A 16,077-nucleotide genomic window follows, 5' to 3' on the forward strand; every position below is an offset into this window, starting at 1 on the left:
ATTTTATAGTTTTGACTTTATAGTTATAGTGGATTCAAAACCGAACCTTTCATTCACAGTATCTTCATAAATGCCTACTACCTTTTGAATAATGACAATTGATTAAAATGAGTTCAAAAGGTAATGATTAATACTAATAAACTGAGGATTTAATAATGAAAAAATTAGCAATTGCTGCATTGATGACGACTTTTGTTTTATCAGGCTGTTCTACCATGGGTATGAATGATGAGCGTACTATGGTGGTTGAAGGCGAAGCGATGAATGTCAAAGTGGTTAACATTCCAAGCTTTAAAATAGAAATAGCACCTCTAAAAGCAATTTGTGAGCTGCCAGATGCTAATGGCAATAAAATTGAGTCAGAGTGCTTACAGTATCGTCAGACTTATCAGAAAAACTACACCCCTTTAAACGGTAATATTCAGGGCTTCACTTATGAGCCAAATTATCGCTATATTTTAGATGTGCGCCAAGAAGCGGTTATGAATGAAGCAACTCAGGTAGTTAAGCCAGTTTGGATTCTAAACGAAGTAGTTTCAAAAACAGCTGAGTAACTTTTAGCCTAAGTAACTCTAAGAATAAGTTACTTTAATAATAAGTAACTCTAAGACTGAATTAATATGAGCTAATAATAAGTTAGACAAACTTATTATTTCTAGTATAGAAAAAGCCTCTAATCATTAGAGGCTTTTTTTGGTTTTAATTTTAGAAAATGACAGTCATTATTTGCATTAACATTGACTATAATTGACACTAACGCCGCGGGTAGCCGTGGGGATGCGATTGTCAGCATAAATGGCAAGACCGCCGCGAGCGGTTTCTTTGTATTTATCAGACATATCCGCGCCCGTCTGCTTCATGGTTTCAATGGCTTTATCCAATGAGACAAAGTGCTGACCATTGCCGCGGCAGGCGAGACGAGCGGCATTAATGGCTTTTACCGCGCCCATCGCATTACGCTCGATACAAGGGACTTGTACCAAGCCGCCAATCGGGTCACAAGTCAGCCCTAAGTTATGCTCGATACCAATCTCAGCGGCATTCAAACATTGCGCTGGCGAGCCGCCCATAATCTCTGCCAATGCCGAACCTGCCATGGCACAGGCTGAACCGACTTCGCCTTGACAGCCCACTTCAGCACCAGAGATAGAAGCGTTTTGTTTAATTAAGCTGCCAATGGCGGTGGCATTTAATAAAAACTTGCGGACGCCATCTTGGTTATAATTGGGTAAAAAATCACGATAATAGTGCAAGACCGCAGGAATAATACCCGCCGCACCATTGGTCGGTGCTGTGACAACTTTACCGCCATTGGCATTTTCTTCATTGACGGCAAGTGCATACAAATCAACCCAATCCATCGCCGCGAGCTTATCGGTTTTGGCAATAGGCAAGTCTTTTTCAGCGCATAGTTGATTATGTAAATCGTGAGCGCGGCGTCTAACATCAAGTCCACCCGGTAAAATGCCACTGTTTTTACAACCTTGAGTCACACAGTCCTGCATCACCTCCCAAATCGTATCTAAATAGCTAAAGATATCTGCTTGATTGCGATAGTGACACTCGTTAGCGAGTACCAGCTCACTGATACTTAACCCATGCTCATGGCACTGTTCAAGCAACTCTGCGGCAGTATTAAACGGGTAGGGAACGATATCAATCGTTGGGCTGGCATGATCCTCATCGGGATTGTTTGCGTCATCTTCGTTGATAACGAAACCGCCACCAACCGAATAATAGGTTTGCTGGTACTTGCTACCATCGGCCAATAACGCGCGGATGGTTAATGCATTAGGATGATAAGGCAATACCGTATCATCGTACCAATATATATCGCGCTCGCTATCGAAGTCGATAATATGTTTGCCTGATAAATTAAGCTGCTTATCAGCAAAAATAGGCGCTAGATATTCGCCAGTCAAGCGAGTATCAATGGTACTCGGCGTATGTCCAAGTAAACCCAAATATATCGCCGTATCGGTTGCATGTCCTTTACCGGTAGCGGCCAAAGAGCCATAAAGCTCGATTTCAATATTTTTAATCGTCGTTAATGGGCTTTGCTTAAGCAATGACGTCAAAAATAAATTGGCCGCCACCATGGGCCCGACCGTATGAGAGCTGGACGGTCCAATACCAATTTTAAATAAGTCGAAAACACTAATCATATAAATACCAATAAATTGTCAGTGCATCAGCGTATGTGATAAATAGGCTTAAGTACTGGTGTGAAAAAAGATAATAGATAACGGCTCCAAAAGCCTTGATAAATACAGCACAATGAAAAGGGCAGGCATTTATTTAAATGCACACTTTAATAAATGTGAGCATATTAAAAAGATGGGATATTATCTATAAATGTCTCTCAGTATAGGCGTACAGAGACCTGCTGAATAATAACTTTTATTTATCATAGAACTCCGTTATCATGCTCGCAGCCATTACCTGTGTAACATCCTGTAATCTTGCTAACACTATATAGTGAACAACGTCGCAGAAATCCTTAAACTACTTTTAATAGAACCTATTTGACGGTCTATATTTGGTCAAAGTAAATGACTTTCCTGCTGTTATCGTTTTTTAATTCCTTTATAGTTGTTGATGATTGGCATGACTTAGTTGTTATCGTTTTGACTGAATTCATATCTGTATTCTCATAGTTGTATTTCTCACAGTTTTTTAGCTGACTAATATTCTCTCAGCTCAAATAGGACAGCGCATGACAACTCCCGAACCTCATTCTGAAAAACCCGAAAATAGCACCCAAGAACCTGCTCCGCACAATGCATTAGAAGCGGCTGGTATTGATGCAGCTGCGATGAGTTATCCGCACAATCCAGACTTTGATAATGGTCGTTGGTTTCCAACGTGGCGTCCGTATGGCGGTGATTTGGATCGTGATCCGGTCGGTATTAATGAGTATTTGCCGCCCGCAAAGAGCGTGTTATTAGGTGTGCAGCATACTTTTGCGATGTTTGGGGCAACGGTGCTGGCGCCATTATTGATGGGCTTTGACCCCAATTTAGCCATTTTGATGTCCGGTATTTGTACGGTGATGTTTTTTATGATTACCGGTGGGCGCATGCCAAGTTATTTGGGCTCAAGCTTTGCCTTTATTGGCCCGGTTATTGCGGTGACGGCTTATGCAGGCGTAGGATTTAATGACAACTTGAATGTCGCCTTGGGCGGCATCATGGCATGCGGCATCATTTATGCTTTGATAGGTCTATTGGTCATGAAGACGGGTACAGGCTGGATTGAGCGTTTGATGCCGCCTATTGTTACCGGTGCAATTGTGATGATTATTGGTTTGAATTTAGCACCAGTGACCATTCAAGGGGTGTCTGCCAACCAGTTTGATGCATGGATGGCCACGCTGACGGTATTGCTTATCAGTGGGGTGGCGGTATTTACCCGCGGTATGCTGCGCCGTTTGCTGCTATTGGTTGGCTTGATATTGTCGTATATCGCTTATTTTTTCATGACCAATGTGCTTGGCTATGGCGTTCCGATTGACTTTACTAGTGTATCAGCAGCGTCATGGTTTGGTCTGCCAAGTATTCATTCGCCGCGTTTTGAGATGAGTGCGATTATATTAATTGCGCCCGTGGCCTTTATTTTAGTTGCCGAAAACTTAGGGCACTTTAAAGCGGTCGAAGGTATGACTAAAGCGCGAGTAACGCCTTATATGGGTCGGGCATTTTTTGCTGATGGCTTGGCGACAACGTTTTCGGCAGGTTTTGGTGGTACTGGTGTGACCACTTATGCGGAAAACATCGGTGTCATGGCTGTGACCAAAGTATATAGCACGACGATTTTTGTGGTAGCAGGTCTGGTGGCTATCTTGCTGGGGCTATCACCAAAGTTTGGCGCAATTATTCAAACGATACCGGCGGCTTTATTGGGCGGCGCATCTATTGTGGTATTTGGTTTGATTGCGATTGCAGGGGCAAAAATTTGGATAGACAATCATATCGATTTTAGCAAAAACAGCAATTTAATCATTGCCGCGGTCACCGTTATTATGGGTACGGGTAATTTTAGCTTGCATCTAGGCGGCTTTGATTTGGGCGGTATCGGAACGGCTACCTTAGCCGCGATTGTGCTTAATGCTTTATTTAATAGGCAAAAAGATTAATCGTTAAAAAGGCTCAGTGTTAAAAAGAGTGATGTTTTCATCATAAAATTAAAGAGCTTAATATATTGATAAGCAAAAGCCACAATAATTATTGTGGCTTTTATTTGTTATGACGCTTATTTATAAACATTGTTATTTGCCGCGTTCTTTATTTATAGTCACGTTTATAAAATCGTGAAAAAAACCGATAACGTCTTAGCGCGCGTGGTTTAGGTTTTAATGAACCTAAATAAATGGCAAACATGGTCAGCAATGCGCCGCTCCATTGTAAAGTATTAATCGGTTTATCAAGCCAGCTATAATCAATCACCAAGGCGGCAATGGGCTCGGTCAATAACAGCAGCCCTGTCAATGCCAAGGACAGCTTAGGTATAGAGTAGGCGATAAGCCCCCACGCTAAGCATTGCATCACCGTGCCATAAATCAACACCCAACCAATCTCAGACCACGTATTGGGCAAAATATTGCCCATATCGAACACGAACATCGGGACAATCATCGCCACTACGCCGCCGATGCTAATCAGTTGCATGAGCATAAATATCGGCGTTGGCTCAGTATCGTGGGTCTTACGGATAAAGGTCATCGACGCCGCAAGCATGGCACCTGAGACGATGCCCGTGACGAAACCCCAAGTCGCGGCGGTATTTTGCGCAAACTCAGGACTGCCTATCATTGCCACGCCCAACATGGCTAAAAATAAACTGATAAGCTGCAAGATAGATTGGCGCTCATTAAAATATAAAAAACCAATGGCCGCTAAAAAGAAAATCTGTAAGCTATTAAGTAAGGTTGAGATACCGGGACCGACCGCATAAATACTCTCATGCCAGAGTGCCAAATCGAGTCCTAAAAATGCGCCCGATAATAAACCGTAAAAAATAGCACACTTTGAGCGCGGAAGTCGTTGCCCTGTCATTTTAGCCAATATAGCAAACACCACGCCAGAAATAGCCAGCCGCCAAAATGACATCGCCCAGCCACCGATATCGACATGAGCAACAATTAAGCTGCCCAAACCAAAAATAACGCAACCAATGACCAAGCCAGTAGCGGCGGAGCGTGAAGAGGCGATAGCCATGCAATATCCTTATCTCATTACTATGTTACTTTTTTAAAATACTTTTTAAGTGTTGTTTGCTAAAGAGTTGATTTGTATAGACAGGCCATATTGTCAGTGTTTTGCACTCGAAATGGAATGGTTTAGGGCGATTTATTTTATAATGACTTATCACACACCATAAATAAATCAGTCACCTTCTTACAGGAATAGCATTGGCGCAAACGTCGCTATTTGTTACTCTACTGGCTATCTGCATTTTAAAACCCTGAATGTTTTAGAATAACGACACGCTTTAAATTTTCAAATAGCCTCTATTACTTTTAGCCTAGGTTTGCTTATGCTGCTACGTTCTATATCAATACGACAAATACTCTCTTTATCTAGATTACCGCTACAATTGTCACGCGGCAGTTTTGTTGTGAGCCTGTTTGTGATGAGCATTATAACCGCTACGCCTTTTTTGATGTCAAATGCACAAGCAGCCAGCTGTAAAATTCCCAAAAGTTATTATAAAAATGTCTCTTGTACAGCGAGTAGCGGCTATTTTTTAGCGATAAAAGATTTTGGCGCACCAGTTGCCTTGATTGATAAAAAAGGTAAAAGCGTGGTTGATTTATCCCGCTATCAAAAAGTAGACGCCGATAAAATATCGGGCGGACTGCTACCCGTACTGCTTAACGGGCGGGTGGGTTACGTCAATATGCAAGGTCGCGAAACTATCCCTGCGATGTACGATATGCTCAAGGAGAGTCAAGGTTGGGCGCGTCCCGTGTCTGAAGGTCGCATCGTGGTCAAACAAAACGATCATTATGGGGTTATCGATACCGCTAATAAAACAATCGTGCCATTTTCTGCCGCAATTAGTGATATCGATGATTATCGTAGCGGCATGACGCGCGTGCGTAAAAACCAAGCCATAAGTTGGTTGGATAAAAATGGCAAACCCACGCGTGACCCGAATTCGAACAGTAAGGCTGATAGCCAAACATCGACAACTAACGAAAACGTCAAGGAGATACCGCAATCAGCGCCATCTAGTCCTTTTACCACACTGCAGCCGCGCCAACAAGATGGCAGGTGGGGCTTTGTTGATGACAACAATGTCACGATGATTACATATTCATTTGATGAGGTGCGTCCATTTTCTGAAGGGCTGGCGGGCGTGCGTATCGATAACGAATGGGGTTTTGTCAATTTAGGCGGCGAGTTGGTGATTCCTTTCCGTTTTGATAAGAGCGGTGTGAGCGTAGGCGATAGCTATAAAGACCAGCCTGCATTTGTATTCACAAATGGCAAAGCATGGATTGGTAATTTAAAAAATGGTGCTAAGATGTGTATTGATAAAGAGGGTAACAGTGTTGGTTGTGATTGATACTTAGCACTTATCATTTAATATCGCGCTTAATTTTGTAGGTAAAAAAAGAGTGTCAGAACGATGGATAATCTATCGCTCTGACACTTTTTTTATAGATCATTAATCAAATTTGTAAGCTTAAAACATTACTTTTCTAACAGATGATTGCTAATCAAGTCGACCATATAAGGCTGATAGTATTCTGGAATATCGTGCGCCATACCTTCGATTAAATGGAATTTTGCATTGGGAATGGTCTTTGCAACCACTCGTCCTTGCGAGGCGGGTAACAGCCCATCTGCGCTACCATGCAGCACAATCGTCGGTGCTTTAACTTGCTTGCTATATTTGCTAATCGAGCCTGAGGCTAAAATAGCATTGAGCTGTTGTACAGTACCGAGTGGATGAAAATTACGCTGATAACGTATCTTAGCGATGTCACGTACCATACGCACATTGACATGCCCTGGCGTGCCGACAGTCTTCATAAACCAGACGCTATGACGCACAATATCACGCTCAGAATGGCTCTCAGGGCGATTGATGAGGGTATATAACTGCTTCGGCTTAGGTGGTTTTAAAAAGGCGCGGTTGGTGGTGGTAAACATCAAGGCCATACGCTGTACCAAACTTGGATAACGCGCGGCGACGATTTGAGCAATCATACCGCCCATAGAAGCGCCAAGTAGGTGCGTTTTATTCAGGTGCAAGGCTTTGATTAAACGCGCCGTATCTTCCGCCATATCGGTTAAGTTATAAGCAACCTGCGCACCTTTATTGGACAGACCTGTTTGCAGGCGCATCATCATTTTTAACTGACTGATACGTGGCAAACCATCAATCTGTACTTTGGACGACAAGCCGATATCACGGTTGTCAAAACGTATCACAAAAAAACCGGCATCGATAAGGCGCTTCATAAAGTTATTTGGCCAAAATATCATTTGGGAGCCAAGTCCCATAATCATGAGTAGTGGCGGATTGTTTGGATTACCACCCGCCTCAACGCACAGCTCGATACCGTCACCAATATCTATCATTGCTTGATGAAGATGCTCGCTTAAGTCGGATGCACGCCAATTATGGTTGCCAAATTGCTGCCATTCAGGGGTTGGATAATTGCCATTTTCCTCTGAAATATCAGGCGCTTCTAAAATCCTAGGCGCACTATTGATGGGGTTTGATTGTGTCATGAAGTATCCTATTTAAACGGTCATTGGCTTAAAGTTCGAGCATCTCAAAATCAAGCTTGCCAACGCCGCATTCTGGGCAAATCCAATCATCAGAGATATCTTCCCATTTAGTGCCGGGCGCGATGCCTTCTTCAGGACAGCCGAGCTCTTCGTCATATATCCAGCCGCAGACAATACATTCATAACGTTTCATAAATAGTCCTATCGATTATTGTCACTGTTATTAAAACCAGTGTTACTAGGTGTTTTTTAAGGCTTATATTCACTACTATAGTCAATATTTAGACCGTAAAAACGCACGTAGTTTATCATATAACCGTAATTTTCATAGTTAAGTTTACACTTGTATATTGAGATTAACCAGCTTTTATCAAGTCATAGAGTACCCACTTAATGGTTTTAGTAGTGCTAACTTCGCCAGTTTTATCTCCGCCATAAAGTCGATTATGCTATAATTCTTGCTACCAATTTTACCAATTGAGATATCGACCATCACTGTCATATCCTCTTCCAGTACTATACGCAAAGGGTTATCATGAGCGCTACTGCCGACGTTTCATCAGCTAATACCACAACCAAATCCTCGCCGACACTCAATACCGATCATCCATTTTGGCAAATCATTCGCACAGTACCAGACTTCCCAAAAGTTGGCATTGATTTTTATGATATTACGCCGTTACTGCGCAGTCATATTAATGCCGTGATTGATGAGATGCTAGCTGTACTGCCTGCGGGTCTGCTTGATGACGTAGATTGCTTGGGTGCAGTTGAGGCACGCGGATTTGTATTTGCCAGTTTGCTCGCAGGTCGCTTGGGTAAAGGTATGATTTTGCTGCGTAAACCTGGCAAATTGCCACCACCGGTTGCCAATAAAGCTTATGCTTTAGAATATGGTAAAGACATGCTTGAGATGCAAAATAATTTGCCACCTGAGCGCGTGTTATTGGTCGATGATATCTTGGCTACTGGCGGCACGCTGATGACTGCTTATGAGCTGTGCAAGTCTGCTAAGCACACCGTGGTCGGCGCATTGGTATTGTTAGACCTTGTTGATTTACACGGCGAATTCCCTGTGCCGGTTTATACGGTTTTAAAAGCTTAGAGAAGAGTTCTTTAGCATAATAAAAAGCACGCTGAATAGTTCAGCGCGCTTTTTAATGGCATGTACTTTGTTGATTCGTCTTGACCTGCGTTACTTATCTTGCTGGTAACTTTTACAGGCCTGCTCTACTAGCATGCGACTAATTGTTTTCGGCTTGGTCACCTTAAAGTCTTTAGTCGTCAATATCGGCTTTTCTGATTGCCAAGATTTTAACACTTTATCGTCAGCAGCGTAGTTAACGTAAGCGCGCCGATAGTAGCTAGAATCCTTACAAGAGATGAGTAATTGCTGGTCGCTATGATGGATGTCGGTTTCTTTAGTCTGTTTGTCCTTACCTTCCTTGCTGTCTTTTTCTTTACTATCCTTTATCACCACGGTTTTTGGAATAGGATAGGTTCTACGAATCGAGACGGTAATATTTTCGACTGCTTTTTCGTCAATAATATGAATGTCTGAGCGTTCGATAGAATCCAAATCTAAGCTAAAAATAGAGCCAGTCTGACTTTTTGATACCTCTAACCAGTTTGCCGCATAGCCACTCATTGCAAGCGTACTACCTGCTAATATCACTGCTAGCCGTTTCATAATCGAGCCTTGCTTTTTGTTATATAAAGTCGCTTATCATAGCCAACTTAATAGGGGCAGGCAAATTTCTTTTATGACAAGCGGTTCACGCTGTGGCAATCTCAGCACTCGTGATTAGCAGGCAGAGGCCTCGGACATATAGTAAGTTTGGTTGTTAATCACGCATGTCTGCTAGCATTTTCGCAAGCTCATCACGCGCACCGATAAAGCCATCGATACCCTTAGGTAATAAGTCTTGTGTGACCGTATCTTGTTGATAAGCGGCACTGAATTCGTCATGCGTTAAGCTGACTTTGGTCATATCAGCCAAATCCATTGACATGCTTGGTGATAGCTGGCGTGTCACTTCAACATCCATCGCTGCCAGCTCATCGATGAGATTGGGCGCGATGGTTAACAGGTCACAACCCGCCAATGCCAATATTTGCTCAGTCGAGCGGAAACTGGCTCCCATCACTTGTGTCTTATAGCCATGCTGCTTGTAATATTGATAAATAAGCTTGACCGATTGCACGCCCATATCGTCTGAAGCTGGGACGTTTTGGCGGTTTTGCTGGCGTTTTTGCCAGTCTAAAATACGCCCAACAAAAGGGGAGATCAGCGTCACGCCAGCATCGGCACAGGCAATCGCTTGATGCTGACCGAATAATAACGTCAGATTACAGTGAATACCCTGAGTTTCAAGATAACGTGCGGCCTCAATCCCTTGCCACGTTGCTGCCATCTTAATCAAGACGCGCTCTGAGTCGATACCTGCTTTTTGATAGGCTTCCATAAAGCTTAAGGCTTTATCAATGGTCGCTTGGGTATCATAAGACAAGCGTGCATCGACTTCGGTTGAAACGCGACCTTCAATCAATGCCAGAATATTACAGCCAATTTGAATGGTCAGCTCATCAATCACCGCATCGATATCACCGCGATGGCGACTCATGGTCTCTGACAGCATGGCTTCATTATCCGGATGAATGAGCGCTTTGGTGATGAGACTGGGATTGGTAGTGGCATCGATGGGTTTTAGGCGCGCAATGGCGGCAAGGTCGCCCGTATCAGCGACAATAGTGGTCATGGTGCGAAGCTGTTGTAATGCGCTCATCAGATATCCTTGGTATGGTCAATTAACGTTGTTATGTTCTTATTTAGATTGGTTATTTAAGTTTGTTGTCCATGATGTTTTTTTATTCATACAGCGGTTTATCATGGTGGTGTTGCTTGGGATTTTGCTTAGCAATAGCGTCTTAGCGGTTTTTTAAACTTAAACCTATTAAGCTCATGCGTCGTTAAAACTTATACGCTATTAAAAATTAAGCATTATTAAAACTTATACGCTGTTAAAACTATGCGCCTTTAATAAGAGCCTTTAAACTGTATCATAGATTTAAGCGTCTGTAGCCTGATAGTTTCACAGAGCTTAGTCGTTATAGGGTATAACTGTGCTAAGATTTATAGCAAATTGACCGTTTACGCGCATTTACGAATGGGCACTGTCGATAGTTTTTGCTATAGTAGAGCCGATCAGCTGTTTGGCGCGCGCGAAACATCAAAAGTAAGTAAGCATTTATTATTAAAACAAGCATATTGCACAGACAGTCATAGCTAACAGATAACAGTTATAAACTTTAGTAACAACATTAGAAAAAGGATGGGCGGTAATGAGTGAGCAGTCACCAGAGCAAAATGTAGACAAGATAAACCAAACCCCTGCAAGCGTCAGCGAGGCTGCAACTGATAAAGCGTTTTTAAACACATTGCGCCAAAGTATTGATGCGGTAGACTGCGAAATTCAGACGCTGATTAACAATCGTGCCAAACTGGCTCAGCAAGTGGCGACCGTGAAGAAAAACCACGTTGCCAATAGTCCTGATGCTGAAAAGACCAATCCTATTTTTTATCGTCCTGAGCGTGAAGCGCAAGTCTTAAAAGCGGTAATGGAGCGTAATACCGGACCTATTGCCGATGAAAAAATGGCACGCTTATTCCGTGAAATCATGTCGGTCTGCCTCGACTTAGAAGCGCCGCAACGTATTGCATTTTTGGGCCCTGTTGGTACTTTTACCCATGCTGCAGCCTTAAAGCACTTTGGTAAAGCTGCTGATACTGTGCCACTAAATACCATTACTGACGTCTTTCGCGAAGTCGAAGCGGGCACTGCGATGTATGGTGTGGTACCAGTTGAAAACTCATCAGAGGGCGTGGTTAACCATACCTTAGATGGTTTCTTATCTTCTACGTTAAAGATAATCGGTGAAGTTGAGTTGCCCATTCATCAAAACTTTTTGGTCGCTGAGCATACCAAGATAGATGGCTTAAGCCGTATCTACTCGCATCAGCAATCATTGGCGCAGTGCCGTCATTGGCTTGATGTTAATTATCCAAATGTCGAGCGCGTGGCCGTATCAAGTAATGGCGAAGCGGCCCGTCGCCTCAAAAACGAGTGGCATTCAGCGGCGATTGCCGGTGATGTAGCTGCTGCAGAGTACGATTTACATAAGCTTTACTCAAACATCGAAGACAATCCAAGCAATACCACGCGTTTCCTAATTATCGGTCATGAAGCAATTGCGCCATCAGGACACGATAAAACCTCAATTATGGTTTCAGCGCATGATAAAGCGGGCGCCCTGATCGAAATCTTAAAGCCTTTGTCTTATCATGGCGTGTCGATGACCAGTATCGAGACCCGCCCTGAACGTCCGAATAAATGGGCTTACGTGTTCTTTATCGATATGGATGGACATATTGAAGACGCAAATGTGAGTGCAGCGATTGCTGATATCCGACCATTGGTCAAAGATTTGCGTATTCTAGGTTCTTATCCAAAAGCCGTGCTATAAAGCTGGCTTAGCTAAAGTATTTATCAAACCGCTAGCAATGCTTAATAAGCAGATATTAACAAGTAGATATTACTAAACAGGTATTAACCAGCAGCAAATGCGTTATCACCTTTAAGGATAAATCATGCAGTCATCTCATTCGACAGAGTCAAATTTATCACCGTTAATGCCTGCTTATGACAGTATTTTAGAGCTGGCGCCTTATCAAACGGGAAAGCCGGTTGAGGAGTTGACGCGTGAATATGGCGTCTCAGACGTGGTAAAGCTTGCCAGCAATGAGAATCCACTGGGCTGCTCACCGCACGTTACGCTCGCGATTACCGAGCAATTGGGTGAGTTGGCACGTTACCCTGATGGCAATGGTTATTATCTCAAGCAAGCGCTTGCTGATGTCAATGATGTCAGTGTCGAGCAAATTACCTTGGGTAATGGTTCTAGCGATTTACTATATATTCTAGCAAGTAGTTTTGCCGGTAGTGACGATGCCATCATTTATAGCCAATACGCCTTTATCATTTATCCAATGCTGGCCAAAATGCAAGGAGCGACAGGCATAGAAGTACCTGCCAGTCGCTTTGGTCATGATTTAAAGGCGATGAGTCAGGCGGTAGCGGACAATCCTAATACCAAGATGGTGTTTATCGCCAATCCTAATAACCCAACTGGCACCCAGCTTGCGCATGAAGAGCTACGTGCGTTTGTCGCTAGTGTGCCAAGCTCGGTATTGGTCGTGTTAGATGAAGCTTATATCGAATATAGCCCTGAGAGTAACAATAGGTCGCTGCTCGATGAATTTGATAACGTAATTATTGTACGTACTTTTTCCAAAGCCTACGGATTGGCGGGTTTACGTGTTGGTTATGCGCTTAGCTCAGTGCCGGTCGCAGATTTACTCAATCGCATTCGTCAGCCATTTAATGTCAGTAGGGTGGCACTCGCCGCTGCCGCCGCCGCGCTTGCTGACCAAGACTTTATTGAAAAATCAAGGCTCAATAACCAAGAGCAAATGCGCTGGTTAGAAAAGCAGTTTGACGCATTAGGGTTAGGGTTTATCAAGTCGCATGCCAACTTTATTATGGTTGAAATAGAAGTTGAGATGGAGGACATAACCGCTGCTTCTATTCATCAAGCATTGCTAGAGCAGGGCGTGATAGTCCGTCCACTAGAGAGTTATGGCTTGCCTAATTGGCTGCGTATCACGGTAGGGGTTGCAGAAGATAATATGCGCCTGATTGATACCCTACGTTCAATCTTGACTGATGACTTATAACTATTAAAAAGCTAGCTATCTGTTGTTTAATAAGTAACTGATTCGATTAATTATTCAATTTTATGACGCTAATATCAGCTTGCTTTACGCTTACTGATGTTGGTTTGTTGAAAGAGAAACGCCGTGAGTCGCCAGAAAAATAATATTAGCAATATCCATACTCAGCCGCCGTTATTTAAGCAAGTTTGTGTCATTGGTCTCGGGCTTATTGGTGCAAGTCTTGCCCAAGCCATCAAAGACAATGGTTTGAGTGAGCGCTTGGTGGCGGTTGATAGACATGCACCGAGCATCGACGAAGCCATTCAGCAAGGTTTGCTAGAGGCGGGTAGTGCCGTCTTAAGTGAAGTGGTATCAGGCAGTGACTTGATAGTGATTGCAGTGCCAGTGCAAGCGGTAGAGGCTGTGTTCGTCGATATCAAAACCGCCATGGATAACGGACAGCTTGCTGCTGATTGCATGATAACCGACGTCTGTAGTACCAAGGTTAATATCATCGAGGCGGCAAAAGCGGTCTTTACCTCATTACCAACGGGCTTTGTACCCGCGCATCCGATTGCTGGTGCTGAAAATTCAGGGTATCATGCCAGGCGCGCCACTTTATTTGTCAATCATAGCGTTATTATCTGCGAGCTACCAACGACCAATGATAGCGCCATTGCTAAGCTACGGCAGTTATGGGAAGCGGTAGGTGCGACTGTCATGCCGATGGAGGCCGCACATCATGATGCGATATTGGCGCATACCAGTCATTTACCGCATTTGCTGGCGTTTAATTTGGTTGAGCAGCTGGCAAGTCACGACGATAATTTAGATATGTTTCGTTATGCAGCGGGTGGTTTTCGAGATTTCAGCCGCATTGCTGCCAGCGACCCTAAAATGTGGCATGATATATTTTTTGCCAATCAAAGCGCCATTGTGAGCGCTCTTGATGAGTATGGCGTTTATCTACACACCATGCGCCAGCTTATTATTGATAAAGATTCAACCGCCCTGATGGGACTTTTGGGCCGCGCGCAAGCCGCACGGCGACATTTTGGCCATATGTTAGCCAGCACCCCTTATACGGATACTTCTGCCATGTCAGCTTCTTATAATATTACCCCTAGCAATACCGTTTCTGGCACCATTACCATTCCTGGTGATAAGTCTATCTCGCATCGCAGTATCATGCTTGGTAGCCTTGCGACAGGTGTCACCAACGTTACTGGATTTTTGGAAGGGGAAGATGCGCTTGCTACCTTACAGGCGTTTCGTGATATGGGTGTGAGCATTGAAGGCCCTGATAAAGGCAAGTTGACCATCCATGGCGTTGGTATGAATGGTTTAAAGCCAAGCAAAACACCATTATACATGGGCAACTCAGGCACCAGTATGCGTCTGCTAGCGGGTATCTTAGCGGCGCAGTCATTTGATAGTGTATTAACCGGCGATACCAGTCTAAACAAGCGTCCAATGGAACGTGTGGCCGCACCGTTACGTGAGATGGGTGCGGTCATTCAAAGTACCGGTCATAATGGTACGGCGCCACTGAGTATTACGGGTCGTGCGAATGTTGGTGAGCCTCTCCAAGGTATGGAATATGATATGCCGGTCGCTTCTGCACAGGTTAAGTCTTGCTTATTGCTGGCTGGACTTTGGGCAAAAGGTACTACGACGGTCATTCAACCTGAAGTTAGCCGTGATCATACCGAGCGTATGCTATCAGCCTTTGGTTATCCTGTGATGGTTGATGGCAATCGCGTCAGCGTCGAAGGTGGTGGCACGCTGACAGGCGGTGACATTGCTGTGCCTGCTGATATCTCATCGGCGGCATTCTTTATGGTCGCTGCGGCTATCAGTCAGGGTAGCGAGCTGACCCTCACGCAAGTCGGTATCAATCCCACCCGTACCGGTATCATCGATATCTTAAAACTGATGAATGCTGATATCAGCTTAAGTAATGAGACCCATGTCGGCGGCGAACCAGTCGCTGATATCACTATTCGTAGTTCAAACTTAGTCGGTATCGAAATTCCAGAATATTTAGTACCATTAGCAATTGATGAATTCCCAGTGTTATTTATTGCTGCTAGCTGTGCCCAAGGTCGCACAGTGTTAACCGGTGCGAAAGAGCTGCGCGTGAAAGAGTCGGATCGTATTGCTGTCATGGCAGATGGTCTACAAACCCTAGGCATTGATTGTACGGTGACTGAAGACGGGCTGATTATTGAAGGTAAGGGCAGTAATGCTGATGTTAATGAAGTGAATAACAGCCAGCCAGTCTTTGGCGGCGGGCATATCATCTCGCATCATGATCATCGTATTGCCATGAGCTTTGCGGTTGCAAGCTTACGTGCTTCTAAGCAAATTACCATCGAAGGCGTTGAAACCGTCAATACCAGTTTCCCAGGATTTGCTGAGCTTGCCAATCAAATTGGTATGTCTATCAAGGTCGATAATGGGGCGGCTTAATGCCATGTTAATATGATAAGCCTTATTATTTGCTTTTAAAGTATAGATTTTTGAATTTTGGTCTTTAAATTATAGAATCTTAAAGTG

Annotated in this window: 13 protein-coding genes; 7 read left to right on the top strand and 6 right to left on the bottom strand. The window is 43.8% G+C overall.

Annotated elements, in window-relative coordinates; all coding sequences use genetic code 11:
* Positions 1 to 155: 155 nt before the first annotated feature.
* On the top strand, positions 156 to 554 hold the full coding sequence (locus QJS82_RS04495) for a DUF4377 domain-containing protein (protein WP_281491363.1): 399 nt from the start codon (positions 156 to 158) through the stop codon (positions 552 to 554).
* A 177-nt stretch (positions 555 to 731) separates the two neighbouring features.
* Here QJS82_RS04495 and QJS82_RS04500 read toward each other — a convergent pair whose 3' ends face one another.
* The gene (locus tag QJS82_RS04500) at positions 732 to 2,165 is read right to left on the bottom strand and encodes an L-serine ammonia-lyase (protein WP_281491364.1); all 1,434 of its coding nucleotides are present in this window, start codon (positions 2,163 to 2,165) and stop codon (positions 732 to 734) included.
* Positions 2,166 to 2,815: 650 nt separating this feature from the next.
* On the opposite strand from QJS82_RS04500, the gene QJS82_RS04505 reads away from it, so the two are divergent.
* Positions 2,816 to 4,135 (top strand): solute carrier family 23 protein, encoded by a 1,320-nt coding sequence (locus QJS82_RS04505; protein WP_406947517.1) that lies wholly within the window; start codon positions 2,816 to 2,818, stop codon positions 4,133 to 4,135.
* Between the two features lie 148 nt (positions 4,136 to 4,283).
* Here the strand turns inward: QJS82_RS04505 and QJS82_RS04510 are convergent, their stop codons facing one another.
* Entirely contained in the window at positions 4,284 to 5,216 is a 933-nt protein-coding gene (locus QJS82_RS04510; protein WP_281491365.1) for a DMT family transporter, read from the bottom strand.
* A gap of 445 nt (positions 5,217 to 5,661) precedes the next feature.
* Here QJS82_RS04510 and QJS82_RS04515 point away from each other — a divergent pair, with 445 nt between their 5' ends.
* Positions 5,662 to 6,570, top strand: a complete 909-nt coding sequence (locus QJS82_RS04515) for a WG repeat-containing protein (protein ID WP_281491366.1) — start codon at positions 5,662 to 5,664, stop codon at positions 6,568 to 6,570.
* 128 nt (positions 6,571 to 6,698) lie between these two features.
* Here the strand turns inward: QJS82_RS04515 and QJS82_RS04520 are convergent, their stop codons facing one another.
* Both QJS82_RS04520 and QJS82_RS04525 read right to left on the bottom strand, forming a co-directional pair.
* The gene (locus tag QJS82_RS04520; protein ID WP_281491367.1) at positions 6,699 to 7,745 is read right to left on the bottom strand and encodes an alpha/beta fold hydrolase; all 1,047 of its coding nucleotides are present in this window, start codon (positions 7,743 to 7,745) and stop codon (positions 6,699 to 6,701) included.
* A 28-nt stretch (positions 7,746 to 7,773) separates the two neighbouring features.
* Entirely contained in the window at positions 7,774 to 7,938 is a 165-nt protein-coding gene (locus QJS82_RS04525) for a rubredoxin (RefSeq protein WP_281491368.1), read from the bottom strand.
* A gap of 342 nt (positions 7,939 to 8,280) precedes the next feature.
* Here QJS82_RS04525 and QJS82_RS04530 point away from each other — a divergent pair, with 342 nt between their 5' ends.
* Entirely contained in the window at positions 8,281 to 8,850 is a 570-nt protein-coding gene (locus QJS82_RS04530) for an adenine phosphoribosyltransferase (RefSeq protein ID WP_201624771.1), read from the top strand.
* A 90-nt stretch (positions 8,851 to 8,940) separates the two neighbouring features.
* Here the strand turns inward: QJS82_RS04530 and QJS82_RS04535 are convergent, their stop codons facing one another.
* Positions 8,941 to 9,435 carry a hypothetical protein gene (locus QJS82_RS04535; RefSeq protein WP_281491369.1) on the bottom strand — a complete coding sequence of 165 codons (495 nt, stop codon included), beginning with the start codon at positions 9,433 to 9,435 and terminating at the stop codon, positions 8,941 to 8,943.
* A 154-nt stretch (positions 9,436 to 9,589) separates the two neighbouring features.
* Positions 9,590 to 10,531, bottom strand: coding sequence for a transaldolase (locus QJS82_RS04540; protein WP_201563405.1), 942 nt, complete (start codon positions 10,529 to 10,531; stop codon positions 9,590 to 9,592).
* 556 nt (positions 10,532 to 11,087) lie between these two features.
* Between QJS82_RS04540 and pheA the strand changes: the two genes are divergently transcribed.
* The 3 genes from pheA to QJS82_RS04555 all read left to right on the top strand — a co-directional run bounded on the left by pheA (position 11,088) and on the right by QJS82_RS04555 (position 15,990).
* Positions 11,088 to 12,269 (top strand): prephenate dehydratase, encoded by a 1,182-nt coding sequence (gene pheA / locus QJS82_RS04545; RefSeq protein WP_201563403.1) that lies wholly within the window; start codon positions 11,088 to 11,090, stop codon positions 12,267 to 12,269.
* Between the two features lie 124 nt (positions 12,270 to 12,393).
* A complete protein-coding gene (hisC, locus tag QJS82_RS04550; protein WP_281491370.1) occupies positions 12,394 to 13,539 on the top strand; it encodes a histidinol-phosphate transaminase in 1,146 nt (381 codons plus the stop codon).
* A gap of 123 nt (positions 13,540 to 13,662) precedes the next feature.
* Positions 13,663 to 15,990 (top strand): bifunctional prephenate dehydrogenase/3-phosphoshikimate 1-carboxyvinyltransferase, encoded by a 2,328-nt coding sequence (locus QJS82_RS04555; protein WP_281491371.1) that lies wholly within the window; start codon positions 13,663 to 13,665, stop codon positions 15,988 to 15,990.
* The last annotated feature ends 87 nt before the right edge of the window (positions 15,991 to 16,077 follow it).

Source organism: Psychrobacter maritimus (assembly GCF_029953575.1).
Classification (GTDB): domain Bacteria; phylum Pseudomonadota; class Gammaproteobacteria; order Pseudomonadales; family Moraxellaceae; genus Psychrobacter; species Psychrobacter maritimus.

Bases quoted from the DNA above. Each gene is read 5' to 3' on its own strand.
- QJS82_RS04540 (WP_201563405.1), bottom strand. From the start codon at position 10,531: ATGAGCGCATTACAACAGCTTCGCACCATGACCACTATTGTCGCTGAT.
- QJS82_RS04500 (WP_281491364.1), bottom strand. From the start codon at position 2,165: ATGATTAGTGTTTTCGACTTATTTAAAATTGGTATTGGACCGTCCAGC.
- QJS82_RS04495 (WP_281491363.1), top strand. From the start codon at position 156: ATGAAAAAATTAGCAATTGCTGCATTGATGACGACTTTTGTTTTATCA.
- QJS82_RS04525 (WP_281491368.1), bottom strand. From the start codon at position 7,938: ATGAAACGTTATGAATGTATTGTCTGCGGCTGGATATATGACGAAGAG.
- hisC (WP_281491370.1), top strand. From the start codon at position 12,394: ATGCAGTCATCTCATTCGACAGAGTCAAATTTATCACCGTTAATGCCT.
- QJS82_RS04535 (WP_281491369.1), bottom strand. From the start codon at position 9,435: ATGAAACGGCTAGCAGTGATATTAGCAGGTAGTACGCTTGCAATGAGT.
- QJS82_RS04530 (WP_201624771.1), top strand. From the start codon at position 8,281: ATGAGCGCTACTGCCGACGTTTCATCAGCTAATACCACAACCAAATCC.
- QJS82_RS04505 (WP_406947517.1), top strand. From the start codon at position 2,816: ATGAGTTATCCGCACAATCCAGACTTTGATAATGGTCGTTGGTTTCCA.
- QJS82_RS04515 (WP_281491366.1), top strand. From the start codon at position 5,662: ATGTCAAATGCACAAGCAGCCAGCTGTAAAATTCCCAAAAGTTATTAT.
- pheA (WP_201563403.1), top strand. From the start codon at position 11,088: ATGAGTGAGCAGTCACCAGAGCAAAATGTAGACAAGATAAACCAAACC.
- QJS82_RS04510 (WP_281491365.1), bottom strand. From the start codon at position 5,216: ATGGCTATCGCCTCTTCACGCTCCGCCGCTACTGGCTTGGTCATTGGT.
- QJS82_RS04520 (WP_281491367.1), bottom strand. From the start codon at position 7,745: ATGACACAATCAAACCCCATCAATAGTGCGCCTAGGATTTTAGAAGCG.